The 19,045-nt window shown below is 36.1% G+C and carries 8 protein-coding genes; all 8 read right to left on the bottom strand.

The window, feature by feature from the left end; all coding sequences use genetic code 11:
• Positions 1 to 273: 273 nt before the first annotated feature.
• The 8 genes from KMW28_RS25420 to KMW28_RS25385 all read right to left on the bottom strand — a co-directional run bounded on the left by KMW28_RS25420 (position 274) and on the right by KMW28_RS25385 (position 18,735).
• Positions 274 to 2,454 carry a GH92 family glycosyl hydrolase gene (locus tag KMW28_RS25420; protein ID WP_169663724.1) on the bottom strand — a complete coding sequence of 727 codons (2,181 nt, stop codon included), beginning with the start codon at positions 2,452 to 2,454 and terminating at the stop codon, positions 274 to 276.
• Positions 2,451 to 4,892, bottom strand: coding sequence for a glycoside hydrolase family 3 N-terminal domain-containing protein (locus tag KMW28_RS25415; protein WP_169663723.1), 2,442 nt, complete (start codon positions 4,890 to 4,892; stop codon positions 2,451 to 2,453). Before KMW28_RS25415 ends, KMW28_RS25420 begins: the two co-directional genes overlap by 4 nt.
• Before the next feature lie 82 nt (positions 4,893 to 4,974).
• On the bottom strand, positions 4,975 to 7,989 hold the full coding sequence (locus KMW28_RS25410; RefSeq protein ID WP_169663722.1) for a glycoside hydrolase family 2 TIM barrel-domain containing protein: 3,015 nt from the start codon (positions 7,987 to 7,989) through the stop codon (positions 4,975 to 4,977).
• A gap of 273 nt (positions 7,990 to 8,262) precedes the next feature.
• Positions 8,263 to 9,711 (bottom strand): alpha-L-fucosidase, encoded by a 1,449-nt coding sequence (locus KMW28_RS25405; protein WP_169663721.1) that lies wholly within the window; start codon positions 9,709 to 9,711, stop codon positions 8,263 to 8,265.
• The gene (locus tag KMW28_RS25400) at positions 9,708 to 12,344 is read right to left on the bottom strand and encodes a glycoside hydrolase family 3 N-terminal domain-containing protein (RefSeq protein WP_169663720.1); all 2,637 of its coding nucleotides are present in this window, start codon (positions 12,342 to 12,344) and stop codon (positions 9,708 to 9,710) included. Before KMW28_RS25400 ends, KMW28_RS25405 begins: the two co-directional genes overlap by 4 nt.
• Before the next feature lie 289 nt (positions 12,345 to 12,633).
• Entirely contained in the window at positions 12,634 to 14,412 is a 1,779-nt protein-coding gene (locus KMW28_RS25395; RefSeq protein ID WP_169663719.1) for a RagB/SusD family nutrient uptake outer membrane protein, read from the bottom strand.
• A gap of 13 nt (positions 14,413 to 14,425) precedes the next feature.
• Positions 14,426 to 17,536: a SusC/RagA family TonB-linked outer membrane protein gene (locus KMW28_RS25390; RefSeq protein ID WP_169663718.1), complete on the bottom strand. Its 3,111-nt coding sequence runs from the start codon at positions 17,534 to 17,536 to the stop codon at positions 14,426 to 14,428.
• Positions 17,537 to 17,715: 179 nt separating this feature from the next.
• Positions 17,716 to 18,735 carry a LacI family DNA-binding transcriptional regulator gene (locus KMW28_RS25385; RefSeq protein ID WP_169663717.1) on the bottom strand — a complete coding sequence of 340 codons (1,020 nt, stop codon included), beginning with the start codon at positions 18,733 to 18,735 and terminating at the stop codon, positions 17,716 to 17,718.
• Between the last annotated feature and the right edge of the window lie 310 nt (positions 18,736 to 19,045).

Genomic DNA, 19,045 nt, shown 5'->3' with positions numbered 1-19,045 from the left:
GGTCTTTATTATTACTAAAATAACTTAGCCTTTTTACTTATTTAATGATCGCTTTAACATCGATGTTTTTGTTTCTGTATTATTATAAAACTTTCTTAGGTTGTGTTAATACAAATGTTAAATTTTATTTTTCAAATACAAGAAATTCTAACGTTTAACAACCTGTACATTTAAAGATATTGTTATGGTTTTTATTTCTAATAGTTCGTAGGGGCGTTGCAGTGCAACGCCCGTACCGACTAGAATATCTACCCATTAATAGAATACTTCAAACTAATTTTTCATCCAAATTTCCAAAGTCGATCCAGGTTGAATTTGAGAAAATTGAAAGGTATTATCTTCTAACTTTTTATTATCCAACATCGCTTTAGCGACTTTCTTATTTGATTTTTTATTGTTGTGAATGTTGATTTTAAAATCACCACCATTAATTTTTATGATTGCACTATTTATCATCGGTCGACCAATCGTAAATGTAGGATCTCCAGGGGCTAACTGATAAAAACCTAGAGCATTTAAAATATACCATGCAGATAATTGTCCGACATCTTCGTTTCCACAAATTCCTTCGGGCGTAGGTGCATAATAATGATTCATGATGGAATCTAAAATCACCCTCCCTTTATCCATCTCTCCAATCTCATTATACAAATATGTAATATGATGACTAGGTTCATTACCATGTGCATATTGACCAATCAAACCCGTAATATCTGCTGAGGCGTGTTCTCCTGTAATCTCACTATCCATTGAAAATAGAGCATCTAATTTACACTCAAATACTTCTTTACCTCCCATTAATTGGATCAGGCCTTGTGGATCATGTGGAACAAACCAAGACCATTGCCATGCATTTCCTTCTGTATATGCCCCATTTTCATGCTGAGAATGTTTAGGATCAAAATTACTTCTCCAAGATCCATCTAAATTCTTAGGACGCATAAATTTGGTTTGGGGATCGAAATAATGGGCATACCTTTTTGATCGGTTGTAAAATTCATCAGCGATTGCTTTTTCACCTAACAAATCGGCCATTTGAGCTATACACCAGTCGTAATAAGCTACTTCTAAACCATAAGACACAGAACCTTTACAAATATCTGCTGGAGAATACCCAATTGAATCTATATAATATTGATCCAACGCCATTAACCTATTTTTTCTAGATTCAATATGATGTTCTATTAATTCAGGATTGTAATTCGCTGACATAAGTGATAGCGCCAATGCTCTCCTCAGTTGCTCTTTACTTCCATACCCCTTTGCAAAAGCATCAGATAATATGGCCGTGGCTGGATAGCCAATCATAGTCCCCGTAATATTTGATGCCAATGGCCACTTTGGTAAAACATTTATTTCTTCACCTTTGGTGATGATATTTTCAATAAACTCTTCTGTAAGTTCAGGATCGATGATGGTTAATAATGGATGCACCGCACGATACGTATCCCACATGGAATAAATTGTATAATTCTGATGATTAGAATGCTTTAGTTGCTTATCCATAGCCACATATTGCCCATCTACATCCTGATTAATTGAGGGGTGAATATAGGTGTGATATAAAGAAGTATAAAAGTTTTTCAATACATCAATATCATCCGTCTCAATCTGTATTTTATCAAAAATCGTATCCCAACGAGCAATTGATTTCTGCTTGTAATTTTGATAGTCAAACCCAGTAAATTCAGCATTAAAGTTCTTCTTTGCCCCTTCAGTACTTGTGGGTGATAATGCGAAGGCAATATCTAATTGGTCGATATCACCAAAATTTAATTCGAGATGCAAGTCTTCTTTCTTACCCTTTGCTTGCTCAAATTCTAAATTTTGAAGATCAAATGGAGATGAAAACTTAGCATAAAAATACACTTTGTTACTGAAGGCCCAACCTAAGGAATGGTGGTAGCCCTCAATTGTACTATCATTTATTATTTTATACTCGCTCTCAATGCTCCAACCACCTTGAAGCAAAGAAGATACTTCTAAATGAATACCTAAATTTCCCGATGTATTTTTAGTGTAATGGTGGATGCCCACTCTTTCTGTTGTCGACAAATGTGCATGAATTCCATTATCCAATGGAACCTCGTAATACCCTGCCATAGCATTTTGAGATGATTTCTTAAAACCTATAGGAAGGGATAATGTATCTATAAATGGGGTAATCAAGAAATCTCCTTGATCTCCAATACCCGTTCCACTTAGATGTCTATGACTAAATCCCAATAGTGTGCTGTCGCTGTCATGAAAACCACTGCAGGCGTCCCAGCCATATTTTCTTGTATCTGGACTTAATTGTACCATTCCATTAGGCATAGTGGCACCGGGAAAAGTATGACCGTGTTCACCCGTTCCAACGAAAACATCAACATAATCGGCTCCATTTATCCTTGATGTCGGTTGATCACAAACCCAAAGTATTATCAAAGAGAAAATTAATAAGTATTGTTTCATTTGATAATCATTTCATTTCCGTTGTACATAAAATTACCCTCCAGCTTTTTGATCTCAGAACTAGAACCTATGAAAAACTTAAATTCACCAGGTTCAAATGCTTTCTTAAAGTCTTTATTTAAGACGTAAAGATCTTTAGGATAAAGCTGGAAACTCACCTTTTTAGATTCACCTGCTTTGAGACTAATTTTTTCAAATCCCCTTAATTGCCATTCGTATTGAATTACTGATGATAACACATCATTGTAATACAACTGTACTACTTCCTTACCGTCTACTTTACTTGTGTTTTTTACCTGACAAGTAATGGTCACAGCTCCGTTATTATCTAATTGATTATCGATGGTTAAATTGCTATACTCAAAAGTAGAGTAAGACAATCCGTAACCGAAATGATACAAAGGAGGAACCACTCTACTCTCTCCTACACCATTTGGTCCAGAAGTCGCTTGTCCACCTTGAGAATACGGTTTATAAGGAAAATTTAGTTGCACCTGACCAACTGCTTTAGGCCATGTGGTTGCGAGTTTACCCGATGGGTTATTCTTTCCAAAAATGGTTTCTGCCACGACATCACCTTGGAATTCATTTAAAAATCCAGCCATTAGAATAGCATCGGCATCTTGATCTAAATCATTTATAGAAATCGGTCTTCCATTTACTGTAATTGCGACTAAAGGTTTACCAGTATCAATCATAGCATAGGCTAAATGTTGTTGTGTCGAAGGCAAGTCTAAAGAGCTACGTGATAGATTTTCACCAATCATCTTTTCATTTTCACCTACACAAAGAATAATTACATCCGCTTTCTCCGCTTTCTTTTTGGCTTCGTTTAATAACCTCAAGTCTTTTTCAGATGCTCTGTATCTTAATACTTCAGAAGATGGCCAATTATCGTCGTATAATTCTGATCCTTTACAATAATCAATAGTGATGTTTGAACCTTTAAGATAATCTTTAAAGCCATCAAGAATACTTTTGATGTTCGTATCCAATGCTCCATATCTAGAATTTGAACTACTAATTTGAGTAGCGGTTGGTCCTACAATAAGAATGCGTTTTGATTCACTTTTTGATATAGGTAAAATACCCTCATTTTTTAATAGTACAACAGCACCACTAGCTGCATTTTTAGCAATTTCTAGATGCTGTTTATTTCTTACTTTCGATCCATCTGCTTCATTCTTGTAAGGCTGATCAAATAATCCTTCCCAAAATTTGGTATACAAAACAGTTCGTACTCTTTCGTTTAAAACTTCTTGAGAAATAGCTCCTTCAGCCACCAATTCCCTTAAAGGATTTAGAAAGTTCTTAGGATGGTTAAATGTGGTTCTAATATTCAACCCAGCTTGAACAACTTGTCTTACCGATTCTTTATAATCTTTTGCTACACGGTGTTTGTTCCAAGGGTTAGCCGCCGCATCAGAATCAGAAACAATTGTGCCTTTCATTCCATACTCTTTTCTTAATAAAGAATCCATAAAAAAGGGATTAGCAATAATCGGAATACCATCATAGTCATTGTAAGAAGCCATAACACCCATCGCACCTCCTTCTTTTATTGTGCGTTCAAAAGGATATAAATGAATGTTGAACATTTCCCTCGGTGCAACATGGGGATCGGTTCTAGAATAACCATCTCTAGCTCCTTTCGGCATAGCATATACAGCAAAATGCTTTAACGTAGCTGCTACTTGATGCGATTGCATATTCTTCACAAATGGAATAGCATATTCGGTGACTAAAAAAGGATCTTCTCCTAAAGATTCTACAGCTCTGCCCCAACGCTGATCTCTTACTACATCAATCACAGGAGAATACACATTATGGTAACCCAGCCATTTCGCTTCTTTACCAACCATATCTCCTGCTTGCACAAAAAGGTCTTTGTCCCAAGTATTACCAAATGTACTTTGTGCAGGAAGAGAGGTCGCCATTTTATGATTCAAACCACGAATTCCTTCATTTGAAAACTCTACAGGAATACCCAAACGAGTTTCTTCTACAAAGAACTTTTGGATTTCATTTGTCGCCCAAACGTGCTTTTCGTAAGGCAAAATATATTTCGCGTCTTTATAAACACCGTTCGATGGCTCATCGATGTTACCCAATCCGTTAACCCAAACTTCGTTTTTCCATTCTTCTGTTGGTAGCTCATCTTTTGCCACACGACCGTATCCATAAAGCGTCACCATCTGACAAATTTTTTCTTCATCTGTCATTTGAGAAAGTAAATCTTCTATTCTTTTTTCAATAGGCTGAGTGGGGTCTTCATAAATGTCTTTCTTTCCATTTTTATTGAAATCTATCCAATCGGATTGATACATCGTTTTAATGGAATCTTCTTTTGAATATTGAATTAGGTTTAAAGTGCTATTGCTTGCTTGTATTTGATGTACAAGAAAACACATGAGCAACAAGGGAATGTATTTGTTCATGTGAAATATTTATTTAGTGGTTTTAGTTTAGTTCATTTAGGTAAGGTGCTTAGGGCGTTGCAATGCAACGCCCGTTCAGAACCTATTTAATTTCTATTGAAAATTGATAATTTTGAGGAGTAATCAAATACTTTGGTATAGGCCAGCCACCCCAAGAGTAGTCACCGCCAACACCCATCTGTAAATGATCAATTGTTATGTCTGTCAAAGGACGCTTGATGATATCAGTAGAATGCCTCTGCAATTTCTTTGGACCTTCTTGATAATCACCCAGTGTGCTATGATGTGTCGTAAATAAGAAAGGTTGATCACCATAGATTTCCAATCCTTTTGTATACTTTACATAACGCACATCTGCTCTCGCTCCATTTTCTTGTGGACGAATATAGTCGAAATCAAAATCGCTTACTTTCAATTTATAGATACCCATCATGGCCGATGTTTTCCTATCCCAATAGTTTTCATGTGGACCTTTTCCATAGAACTCAACTTCATCATAAGTTCCATCAACAGCATAGTTAATACCTACTCTTGGGATTTTCATTTCAGTGGTTACATCAAATAGTTCCATTGAAATGCGAATAAGACCATTTTCGTCCATTTCATAGATCATCTTGGCTTTAGCACAGCCAACGTCATAAGTCGATGTGATTTTTCCTTCTTTATCAATTGAACAATCCATTAGTTTTTGAAAATCGTTTGCTGTTTTCCAATCACCTAATGCTTTATAAATCTGAAAGCCCATATCGTTATCCAAAGGTGCTCTCCAAAAAGTGGGTTTAAAAGGACTTTGCAAAATGTTCTTTCCATTCTTCATCCAAGCCAATGCTTGACCAGTTGTTTTAGAAAAAATCAATTTAGAATTTTTGGCTGATAAGATAATCTCATCTCCAGTGGATTCAACTTTTGCCTTAGTATTACTTAACTGAGAAACATAGGCTTTCTCTTTAATAAGAAACTCTTCTTCACCTACCAATTCTTGCTTTTTGTTGAACACAGATACATATAAGAATTGCTCGGTGCCTTCTGTCGTCTTTGAGAAAGCTTCCAGCACTACTGCTTTCTCAGACATTGGTTTTATCGATGGCAACTTCAAAGACTTTTCTTCTACTATTTTGCCATTTTCTTTCAAAGCATATTTTAATTGATACCCCTCTGTAGATAAGAATGAATACTCATTATTGATCATCAAACGGCCACCTTCTAAAGTAAAGTTGATGTTTTGATACACCTTTTTCACTTCTAATAAAGAAGGTTTCACTTTACGATCAGCATTCACCAAACCATTGGCACAGAAGTTCTCATCGTTAGGATATCTTGATGCTCTCAAATCGCCACCATAAGCAAAAAATGCTTCCCCGTGTTCATTTTTAGTGAGGATACCTTGGTCGACCCAATCCCAAATAAAACCTCCCTGGAGAATCTTGTGAGCACGGTAAATGTCCCAATACTCTTTCAAATCGCCCACAGAATTTCCCATTGCATGAGCATATTCGCATTGAATATATGGACGCTGAAAACGTGGAGCCTTATCGAAATCCCTCACATAATCCAAGCCGGTCTGACCCGTATTATACATAGGAGCAGAAATATCTGTATTGGTAAAATAGTTGGCACTTTCCGATTGCACCGGTCGTGTTTTATCATTCGCTTTTAACCAATCGTAGGTTTTGTAAAAGTTTGGACCGTTTCCGTTTTCATTTCCTAAAGACCAAATAATTACGGATGGATGGTTTTTATCACGTTCGTACATTCTAATAGTACGCTCCATATGTTGTTTTTCCCAAAGTGGTAAATAGCCCAAAGAAACCTTTTCATCTGGGTGATAATCCTGAGAATCATTACCAAAACCGTGGGCTTCAATATTGGCTTCATCCACTACATAGAATCCTAATTCATCACACAAATCGTAGAAAAAAGAGGGCTTTGGATAATGAGAACAACGAATAGCATTGATGTTATGCGCTTTCATGATTTTAAAATCCTCCAAATAATCTTCTTTAGTCACCGCATGACCTCTTTCCATATGATGATCATGAAGGTTCACGCCTTTCACCAATAGATACTGACCATTCACTTGCAATGTATGATCTTTGACTTCTACAGTTCTAAATCCAACTTTTTTAGTGATGGCCTCATCTCCATTATAAATGACTAAATCATATAAATATGGGGTTTCTGCAGACCATTTCTTAACTGATTTGATGGTCTCTTTTATTTGAAGTTGAGTAGCTTTAACTGTAGAGATTGTTTTCTTCTTAATCACTTTTCCATTCTCTAACAACTCCCAACTTAGAGGTGTTGTATTTGGTTGAGATAAAGTGATTTCAACATTAAGATCACCATCTCTATAACGATTTTTCAAACCAGAAATGATGGTTAAATCTTGAATATGATCAGGCTTTGCTGCCCATAAATACACATCTCTTTCAATCCCTGCCAATCTCCAAAAATCTTGATCTTCCAAATAAGAACCTGATGTATATTTTAAGACTTTAAAAGTCAGAATATTCTTTTCTCCTACTTTAATGTAATCATTCAGCTTAAATTCTGCAGCTGTTTTACTCCCTTCTGAATAACCTACTTCTTTGCCATTCACATACACATAGATACCTCCAGCAACTCCTTCGAAACGTAAATAAATATCCTTTCCGTCCCAATCTTTGCTTACCGTTACCTCTCTATGATAAACAGCTGATGGGTTATATTCTGGATCAGGCATTTTACCATTTCCTTTGAATGCAAAACCCACATTTTTATAGATCGGAATACCATAACCTTGCATCTCCCAATTAGAAGGCACAGTGATGTTATCCCATGCAGAAAAATCGTAATAAGTCGAAGTCACATTGGATGGAATATCCAGTTCACTATTGAAATATTGGAATTTCCATGCTCCATTTAAATCGAGGTAATGCTCACTGCTTTCAGCTTCTTTTCCGCTCTTTAATTCATCTAAAGTTTGAATATAAAAAGAGCTTCTAGGTGCCATTGTATTTACACTCACTACTTCTGGCTTTTGATGAGGGTAATCCTGAGCAATTGCTAAAGACAAACTCACCATAAAAGCAGTGATACTAAGTAATAATTTTTTCATTTTATTTCGTTTGATTTATTGTTAGTTACTCCTCTAAAAATTATATGGTTAAAATTAAAAGAATCATCAGTTTAACAGGGTTAAAAATTACGTCATATTAAGGTACAATTTGATGATTAAACCCCACCTTACATTTCTCTTCCTGTTTTTCTAGATTTAATTTTTCGTTTTCAACTCCAAAAGGCAACTCAATCAAAAATTGATTGAGATGCCTCAATAAAGGAAATATAAATCTAATAAATTAAATCTCGGTTTCTTTAAATGTATTTTGTATTATAAATTTCTATTTTCTGCATCAATGGCTGCTTGATCTTTACCTACATTCTTACCTGCCATTTTCTCAACTTTAGAGATTTCGAAGGCAATAGCATATTGTGCTACGCCTGACTTTTTAGGCATATCGATAAGTGTAGAATTACCTTGACGAGAATATTTTACATACTTGCCTGTGGCGATATCTTTAATTTTAGCACCTTTTGCTACTAAACAACCTGGTAGCATTGCCTTATTCATGTTTTCTCCTTCCTGAAGTAAAACATAAGCATATACTTTATCACCTTCTTTTTCTTTTGCATAGCGTATATTCGCTTCAGCAAAAGGAGCAATTGCTCTAGTACCGTAAATTGCTTTTTCATTGGCATGAATCCACTCACCTAATTGCTTCACAGATTTAATTTCTTCTGCATTAAACCATCCCTCAGGAGAAGCTCCTAAGTTTAGCAATAGGTTACCGCCTTTGGATACAATATCAATAAATTTGTGGGTTAACTCTCTACCACTTTTCACGTTTGTTTCTACACTTTCTTCAAAACGATAAGAGAAACAGCAGTTCACTGTCAAGTTAGTTTCCCAAGGAATAGGATTCGATTCTGAAGGAATATGTTGTTCAGGAGTTCTATAGTTCTCCCAACGACCACCTACCCAACGGTCAACCACAAGGATACCCGGTTGGTGTTCACGACACATCGCTCCTACATCGTCCATTTTCATGTCTTGTTGTAGATTGTTTTTATCTGCCCAAGCACCATCTAACCAAAGGATGTCGATATCACCATAACCGGTCATCAATTCCTCTACCTGATTGAAGTAGAAATCTGTAAAATTCTTCCACCAATCTGGGTGTCTATCGATTTTATAGTTCACATTTCTACCTGGAGATTGGAAAGATTTAGACCAGTAGTACGGGTGATGCCAATCAGGTTTTGATAAATAGGCACCAATCATCATCCCTTTATCACGCATGGCATCAAATAATGATTTAGTAATGTCAGCATGTTCAGCATTGGCATATGGGTACTCTGGATTTGTGATTTTATAATCCGTTTGTTTTGTATCCCACATGGTAAATCCATCGTGGTGCTTTGTCGTAAAAACAAAATACTTTGCACCCATATCTTCTGCCAATTCTGCCCATTGTGTTGGGTCGAACTTCGTTGGATTAAATCGTTTTGGTAAATCGAAATAATACTTTCTATAAGCATTTAAATCTTCATGGGGAGTTAACCAATCTACATCCTCGGATACGATAGGCCAAGATTCGCAAAGTCCATCTACAGAATAGGCTCCCCAGTGCACGAAGAATCCTAATTTAAGATCTTGCCAGTCTTCTAGTTTTTGTTGAACTTTTGGGTCTTTTTCAACCACATATTCTTTCCCTTTCCATTGTGCCAAAGACCAATTGGAAAGTAAAAGTGATGCTATTAAGATTAGTGATTTTTTCACAGCTTGTATGATTTATTTAGTTCGAATTTGATTGTTTGTAATTGAGAGGATGATGGGCCGACCATAGCATTAAACTGACCGGCTTCTACTGCCCATTCTTTGTCTTGGTTCCAAAGTTTTAGATCTTCTTTTCCTAGTTCAAAAGAGTAAGTGATAGTTTCCCCTGCTTTTATTAATTTCTTATCAAATGCTTTTAGCGAAAGAGGTGGTACAGTAACAGAAGAGATCATGTCTCTCACATAAAGTTGTACCGTTTCTTTACCATCTACTTTTGATGTATTTTTCACATCAACAGAAACTGTCACCTTAAAATCTCCGTTGTTTTCATTTACTGATACTTTTGGTTCACCATATTCAAATGATGAATAACTTAGACCATAACCAAAGTTGTACAAACGCTTATCGTCTTCATCTACATATCTATAGATAGTTGTAGGCTTTTGGTTATAATATACTGGTAATTGTCCCACTGATTTTGCCACAGAAATTGGCATTTTACCCGATGGATTCACTTCACCAAATAACATATCAGCAATAGCATAACCTCCTTGCTCGCCTGCAAACCAACCTTCTACCAAAGCATTCGCATTTTTTGATACCCAATTGGTAGATAACGGACGACCATTTTGCAATACTACCACATAAGGTTTACCCACTTTGGCTACAGCCTGAATCATTTCTAATTGATTACCAGAAAGACCCAAGTGTGCTACATCTCTGTTTTCGTTAACTGTTTTGGTATTTTCTCCCACAACAATAATCGATAACTCCGCTTCTTTTGCTAAACGTACTGCATTCTGAATACCATTGTCTTTTTTTGACCATCTCAGAGAGGCTGTTGCATGCCATTGGTTATCGTAATATTCGTACTTTAGTTTATATTTTTTTCCTTTTTTGAACTCATATGGAGCTTTTTTAATAGGCGTGCTTCCTGCCCACGCGTCCAATACTAATTCATCATTTATATAAATTCTAGCTCCATCATCACTAGTCGTTCCTACCCAACCTTTCACATCAACATCAGTTTTGATATATCCTTCCCAACGCACTGAGAAGAAATCGTCTTCTACACCAGGATAAGGATTCCAAGGCCATTCAAAATCAATATTATCATGAATCATTTCCAATACCGGCTCACCTTTCAATTCCATATTGTTATAGAAAGAAGCTTTTAGTCCTTTCTTTCCGTTATCATGGAATAAATATTTAGGCTGAATAGCTGTACCTCTTTCTACAATATTGGCTGCTTTTTCATACGTAAACGTAGTGTTAGGAGAAGCCTTCTTTAATCCTTCTAGAATAGATACCCCTTCTGCTGATGCGTGAGTGTAACCACCTAGTTCTGCCTCTGCAGCTAACGGACCTAATACTGCTATTTTTTTATGCTTGTTCTTCTCTAAAGGAAGGATACCGTCATTCTCTAATAGAACGATAGATTCCGAAGCGATATCGTAAGCTACTTTTTGGTTTTCTTTACTGTGATAGTATTTGTCAATTCTATCTTGGGTGATATAAGGATTTTCGAATAGTCCCAAAACAAACTTAGTGTAAAGAATGCCTTTTACAGCTCTATCGATATACTTCTCCTCCATTTCTCCCGATTCTACTAAATCGACCAAAGTGGCTTGATACATACTATCAGGAAAATCATAGAACTGCATATCTAACCCTGCCTCAGTTGCTTTTTTAATGGCATCTCTTGGGTTTTCAGCATAGTGATGAACATTCCATAAGAAACGCATCGCCCCTAAATCAGATACTGTGAAACCTTTAAAATCCCATTCACCTCTGATCACATCAGTTAATAACCATTTGTTACCAGTACATGGTACACCGTCCAATTCAGAATAACTCGACATCAAGTTTAAAGCACCGCCTTCTTTTACGGCTTTTTCAAAAACTGGTAAAAAGTCAGTTCTCGATGTTCTTTCTCCTAACAAAACCGGAGAAGCATTTGATCCTGTTATGGGTGCCGAGTGCACTGCGAAGTGTTTTGGTCCGGCAATCATAGAAAATGGAGATGATGGATCTTGACCACCCATTCCTACTATAAGGTTATAACCCATTTCTGTTGCCAAGTGCGTATCTTCTGAATACAACTCTGCAACACGTCCCCATCTTGGTTCTCTTGCGATACCTAATGTTGGTCCTAAGGCAACATGTGCACCGTTTACTCTGGCTTCAGTACCAATAACTTTACCTACGGAGTGCATTAATTCTTTATTCCAAGAAGCACCCATTGCTAAAGGCATCGGAAATACTGTTGCACCATCAGTATGGTAGCCGTGCAACATTTCTTCCATCAACATTACAGGAATATGTAATCTTGAATTCTCTATGGTATGTCTTTGTACTACATTATATTCTTCGGCTGTCTTAGGGTAAAAATCATGAATCGAACCCAGTCCAATGGTACCAATTTGTTGTTTGATTTTTTCTTCATCCATTTTGTCGTCCGTCTTTAAATAATCCCCTCTGGTCATATTCATCTGACGAACTTTTTCCTGAAGTGTCATTTCTTTGATGAGTGCCTCCGCTCTTTCTTCTGCTGGTAGGCTACTGTCTTTCCATTTCTCATTTTGATTACAAGCCATAAAGGCAAGTACAAAAAATACAATCGTTAATTTTTTCATTTCTATTTAGAGCTTATTTTTTAGATTTAGTTCGTCGCTTAAAACGTAAATTTTACCGTTAAGATAAACATGTTTGTTAGATTCATATCTCATCACCTTTTTTTAATTTCCCCTAACTATTGAAGTGATTCATAATCAAGGCTAAAAGAATCTTAATAAACCTTACTCTCTAAATCATAAAATATTAGTACCTATTTAATCATACTTATTAATTGATATTTATGTAGTTCATTTCAATGGTTTAAAACATGGTTATGGATATTGCTATCCATAACCATATTCATTATTTCTAGTAACCTGGGTTCTGAATTAGGTTTGTATTGATCTGTACCTCACTTTGTGGAATTGGCCACTTGTGATTTCTTGGGTTCCAGATTTTACCTACTGCGTTATTAGAATTTCTATTAAAGATTTGAACAACTCTGTTGTGTCCTTCAGCAATCTTTTCTGCTTCAATGGCAATACTTGGATCTAAATCTCTTGAAGTATATCCTTCAGGGAAGTTCGTCGATGCACCCGGTGCATAGTCTCTTCTTGTTGTTTCTTCCCAGAAGTTTTTCGATGTACCATCCAAAGCATCCCATCTTAAGTAATCGAAGTAAAGTACGCTTTCGTGACAGAACTCGATTTGTCTTTCTCTACGAATTAACTCTCTAGTCGCTTCCACACTAGAAGTTGGAGCATGTACCATTCCAACACGGTCTCTGATCATGTTTACATACTGAACAGCTTCTCCTGGTCTACCTTGTTCGTTTAATGCTTCTGCCAATGAAAGGTAGATTTCAGCTAAACGAATCACGTGCATTTGGTTATTGTTATAGTAATTGATCTCGTTTTCATCATCATAACCTTTAATAAAGATTGTTCTCATGAAGTTCGAAGAGTATCTATTTCCTGAGCTCCAGAATGCACCATCCCATCCGTTAAACGGAGCGAACGTTTGTCCATAACGAGGATCTCTGTTGGCTTCTAACACTTCAAACTGACCAATATGCTCATCTACATCATCTGGATAAGTATAAATTACACCGTCTTGAATCACACGTACTTCCTCACCATAAGCTGCAGATAAGATCTCGTCTTCTTTAAATCTTGGCGTTAAAACATTATTGTCTTGGTCTACCCACTTAATCACCTGTCCTTTATCATTCCAGTAAAGATCAGTTAAACGTAATGAAGGTACCGCTAACTCCCACATTGAAGTTACTTCGAAAGTATTATGCGAGTAATCCCAAGTGTTATTTGTGAAGTTGTGTGCTACAATTGCTTCTGTATTGTTATTCGCTTTTGGAGTGAAAAGATCCCAATAATCTAAAGATGGATTTCCTGTTGTATATAAAGCGTGTTTACCAGAATCAAAGATCTTTCTTGCCATTGTCTCCACTTTAGACCATTCCTTTTGCATCATATACAAACGAACTAGGTAAGCATAAGCGGCAGTTGATTGATAAGCGTTTACTGTACTTGAGAAACCTTCTAACTCTTCTGCGGCAGTTAATAATTCTGATTCTACAAATTCGAAAATTTCCGATTGAGAAGTTTGAAGAATTGTATTCGCCTCATCTCTTGATAACGTTTTTAATGGCATTGGTACATCTCCCCAGAAACTTGCCAATTTAAAGTATTGAGCTGCTCTGATAATTCTCACTTGACCATTCATGTGCTTAATGTTATCAGACATTTCAACTTTACCAGTTTCTATAGCCTCTTGCGTTTTTTCGTAATAGTTATTACAACGACGTAAGCCTTTATAAATGTTTCCCCAAACAATACTCACATAAGAATTACCGGCATTCGCAGTTCCGAAGCAAATACCTTCCGAACCACTCATACCTCCATTTACAAGATCCAACTGATGATCTAGATTTCTATCTTGTTGAGCTACCCAGAAAATATCTGCTTGTCTACCATCACTAAATTGATAGCATCCGTTTACTGCCATTTGTAAATCTTCTTCTGACTGCCAGAAAGAATCATCTACAAGATCATCGTGTGGGAGTAGATCCAAATTAGAACATCCCGAATTTATTCCAATAAATGCGATTAACGCGATTAATATCTTTTTCATATTTGTGCTTAATTTAGAAAGTTACTTGTAGACCTGCTGATACGACTCTAACTGTAGGCATAAACGATGGTCTCACATCACCTACTTCAAATGAACCATCTTGATTCATTGGAGCTACTACTTCAGGATCGAATCCTTCATCAAAGTTTGTGAATGTCAACAAGTTTTGACCTGATAAGTAAACACGGGCTTTGCCGATTTTCAATTGATCAGTAACTTTTTGAGGTAAAGAGTAACCAATCTGTAAGTTTTTCAAACGTAAGTAAGATGCACTTTGTACCCAAAAATCATTCACCTCATGGTTTTGTGAGTTTTCATCTGGAGAGAATCTTGGATACGCTCCGTTTGGATTTAAGTCCGGGTGGTAAGCATCAGTATAGAAATCACGTAAGTTGGAATCTTTGTTTCCTGCAAATACATTGTAACCTACATAACCATCAATATCTGCTGCACCTTGCCAGAACATTGATAAATCGAAGTTCTTATAAGCAAAATCGAATGTAATACCGAACTGATATTTAGGAAGTGTGTTACCAATTGCTACCATATCCTCGTGATTGATAATACCGTCACCATTGATATCTTCATAAATCAAATCACCTAACATCACGTTTCTTGTTTGAGCGACACCGTTTTTCAAGCTTGCATCTGCTAACTTGGCATTATCAGCATCAACATGTGCTTGATCTCTGTAGATACCTTTTGTTCTATAACCGTAGATGGTACCAATCGGATCACCTTCACGGAATTGATTAGAGTACTCACTAAATCCTCCTGCTAAATCAGTTAACACGTTGGTGAAGTGAGAAATATTGGCACCAATACCATAAGTAAATCCACTTTTAGTAGTGTTGCTATAGCGAATATCAAATTCCCATCCTGTATTCTCTAATGTCGCTGCATTTTCCCAAGGGTTACCTAAACCACCAACTGCTGACATAGGAAGTGGCAATAACATATCACTTGTAATTTTCTTAAAGTAATCGAAGCTAGTACCTAACTTACCATCAAGGAAGTCAATATCAATACCTGCGTTATAAGTAACTGTTGTCTCCCATTTCAAACCAGGAACAGGCATTTCGTTCTGTGCTTTACCCATTACCAATTCGTTGTTGTAAGGATAATCTGCTGCCGAAATTACACCCATATATGGGTAGTATAAGTTAGTAACTGCTGAGTTATTAATGTTTTGATTACCCAAACTACCTACTGAACCTCTAAATTTGATATCTGAAATAAAGTTTTCTGATACATTATCCTTGAAGAAATCTTCTTCAGCGATTCTCCAACCTACAGAAACCGAAGGGAATACGCCTGCTCTATTATCCTTATGGAATCTTGATGAAACATCTCGTCTAACGTTTACTTCTAATAAGTATCTCTTATCGTAGTCGTAATTGATACGAGCAAACTGTGACTGTAATGCCCAATCATAAGCATTTGATTCAGCAATTTGTCCTGCTTGACCACCTGCAATAATTTTTCTCAATTGATTGTTTGCAAAGTTTACACGACGACCATACAATCTATCGTTTCTAAAGAATTCCTCTGCAATACCTACCAATGCACCAATGTGGTGTTTACCGAAATCAACATGGTAATTCATTACTAGATCGTTTACAACACGCATTGAGTTGTTCCAATCTTCAGCTGCTGCACTTTGTAAGTTAAGACCTACTGCGTTGTTGTGCGAGTGAACAAATTGATATCCTTGTTGGAAATGGTTTTGCTCAAAAGATCTGAAGTTCATTGAGGTACGACCAGTAATTGTTAAGTTCTTTGCAATTTCATAATCTAATGATAAGAAGGATTGCAATTGGTTTACTTTACGGATATAATCCGAAAGTTTCATGTGAGCCAATGTATTTTCGAAACGAGTATTATCTACTGGACGAGTAATGTTATAAGTACCGTCTTGATTATAAATCGGGTTCAATGGAACCATTGCTAAGGCTTGTGTTGCTCTCCATGCATCACCAGTATCTTGTTGTTCTTGGCGAGTGAAGTTCATCTGAGCAGTTGCTTTTAAACGTTTACTCAACTCCGTTGTAATATTTAAACGTGTGTTGTAACGCTTAAAGTAGTTTTCCGTTTGGTAGAAACCTTGTTGGTCCATGTACCCTACAGAGGCCAAATACTTTGTTTTCTCTGTACCACCTGTTACGTTCACATAATGCGATTGTTGAGGAGCATTATCTCTATATACTGCATCCCACCAATCGAATTGACCCATCAAATGGTCACCTCCGTTTCTTACTGTTTCGAAGTGTTGTTCTGTATAGAATTCGTTACCACCTTGTGCTGTAAAACCTCTGTTTACTGCTTCCATATACTGAAGTGAATTCATGTAATTAGGAGTGGTCGTCATAGATTGCATCGCAACATAACCATCATAAGTTACCGTTGGCTCACCCGTTTTACCTCTCTTAGTAGTTACTAATATTACACCTGCTGCTGCACGAGCACCATAAATAGAAGCAGATGCTGCATCCTTCAATACTGATATAGTTTCAATATCTGAATTCGCTAAAGTGGCAAAGTTCTCTACTGTTGATGGAATACCATCGATTACGATTAGAGGATCGTTAGAACCTGACATTGAGGTAACACCACGAACTCTAATTGTTGGTGTTGCTCCTGGACCCTGACCTGGATTTACTGTTACACCTGCTATACGTCCTTGTAAAGCGCCAATTGCATCTGGTGTAGGTACTGCACTTAGAACTTCTGAATCTACTTGTGCAACCGATCCTGTTACGTTTACTTTTTCTTGAGTTCCATAACCAACAACTATTACTTCCTCTAGTTGTTCTGCATCTGCTTCAAGAACTACATCGATGACAGATCTTGTTCCTATCGCAATTGTCTGAGATAAATATCCTACAAAACTAACAACGATATTATTTGTCCCTTCAGGAATTTCTAAATGATATTTACCGTCGAAATCGGCAATTGTACCATTTGTTGTTCCTTCTATTAGGATGTTTGCGCCAATCAAAGGTTCGTTGTTCTCATCATGAATAGTACCAGTAATGGTTCTAGACTGCGCAAAAGCGTCTATTGCACCGAATGTGAATACTGTTAGAAACAGTATTCGAATAAAAAGTAATTCACGTTTTCTCATACTTTATTTGGTTTATTGAATAGTTGATGAGACAAAAGTATATGTTACACTTAAAATAATCCATGCAAACGTTTGCACGTTTTTGCACGCATCAAACAAATAGGCACAAAAAAGCACCGTATTTCTTTGGAAATAGGTGCTTTCTAGTTTTTAATTATGCAATTATCGGCAATACAAGATTAAACCGACAAACAACTTTGCCTTAACTGAAGCTGTGTTTTGATCTTATAGATATCAAAATCTATGGCTTTATTATTTTGAAGTTGTTGTATTTCGTGAAGGATAAGTTCTACGGCTTTTTTACCAAATAATGAAGTCGGTTGGATTACTGAACTCATCTGAGGAGTGGTATATTGACAAATAGGCTCATCTGAAAAACCAATAAGACATACATCATCAGGAACTCTGATATTTTTTGACTTTAAAAATTGCAGTGCTTCAAAAGCATAGTAATCGTTAAAACAAGTAATAGCATCAAATTCTACATCAACAGATTGTAATTTCTGTATCACTTCTTCTTTAGATTGACAAGGTATTATTAATCTTTTATCAATCTCGATTTGTTTGGAACGTAATGCTTCTTTGTATCCTTGAAGCCTAAAAAAACTAGTAGATAATTCATCAGGTCCTTCCAGATGAATAATTTTTCTCCTTCCCTTATCAATTAAATAGTCGACCGCCTCAAACATGCCATTGAAATCATCTGTGACCACAAAATTGGCATCTAGTGAGTCGATAATTCGGTCAATAAATAAAATGGGAATACCTTCATCAATAATGTTGTTTAAAAATGTAGGATCTTCGTGATCGTTATTAGGAATGGCAATTATTCCATCGACATGCGCTTTGGCCATTTCCCAAAAAGCTTCTTTCTCTTCTTTTAAACTAGGTCCAAAAGAAGATACAATTAGTTTGTAACCTTTTAGTTTTAGTTCCTGCTGAAGACATTCAATAATTGATACGAAAAAAGACATTTTAAAAGAAGGGAGTAAAACACCTATAGTTTTAGTTTTCTTTTGTAATAGCCCTTTGGCAAAGGGGTTTGGATGGTATGACAAATCATTCGCTAGTTGTTTAACTCTTCGTTTTGTTTCATGAGGAATTTTAGGATGATCGTTTAGCGCTCTCGAAACCGTTGAAGTACTTAAACCTAGTTGTTTTGCCAAATCAGATAATTTAACTCGTCTGTTTGGTTTCATATTTAGTAATAATTGATAATAGAAATTGTTAAGTTGTTCTTATTTAGCCCTATATCGAATGAAAAAGTTTTCATTTTATACAGAGAGAATAGTTATTTAAAGCAATTACAATTCATTTCATTATTGACATTACTTTTAGTAGCAGCAATATAAATTGTTTTTTAACGGTTTGAAATTAGTTTATCGATATTTAAATTAGTTTACTAAATTTTGTATTGATTTTACAAATATTAAAAACTTCTTCACCTTAATAAGATGAAGAAGTTCAATAATCTAATTTCTATTTATCAAGAATACTATTTTACACCTT

The sequence above is a fragment of the Flammeovirga yaeyamensis genome (genome assembly GCF_018736045.1).
Lineage (GTDB): Bacteria > Bacteroidota > Bacteroidia > Cytophagales > Flammeovirgaceae > Flammeovirga > Flammeovirga yaeyamensis.
Note: the sequence above shows the minus strand (reverse complement) of the source record. Positions and strands in the feature narration are given on the sequence as shown.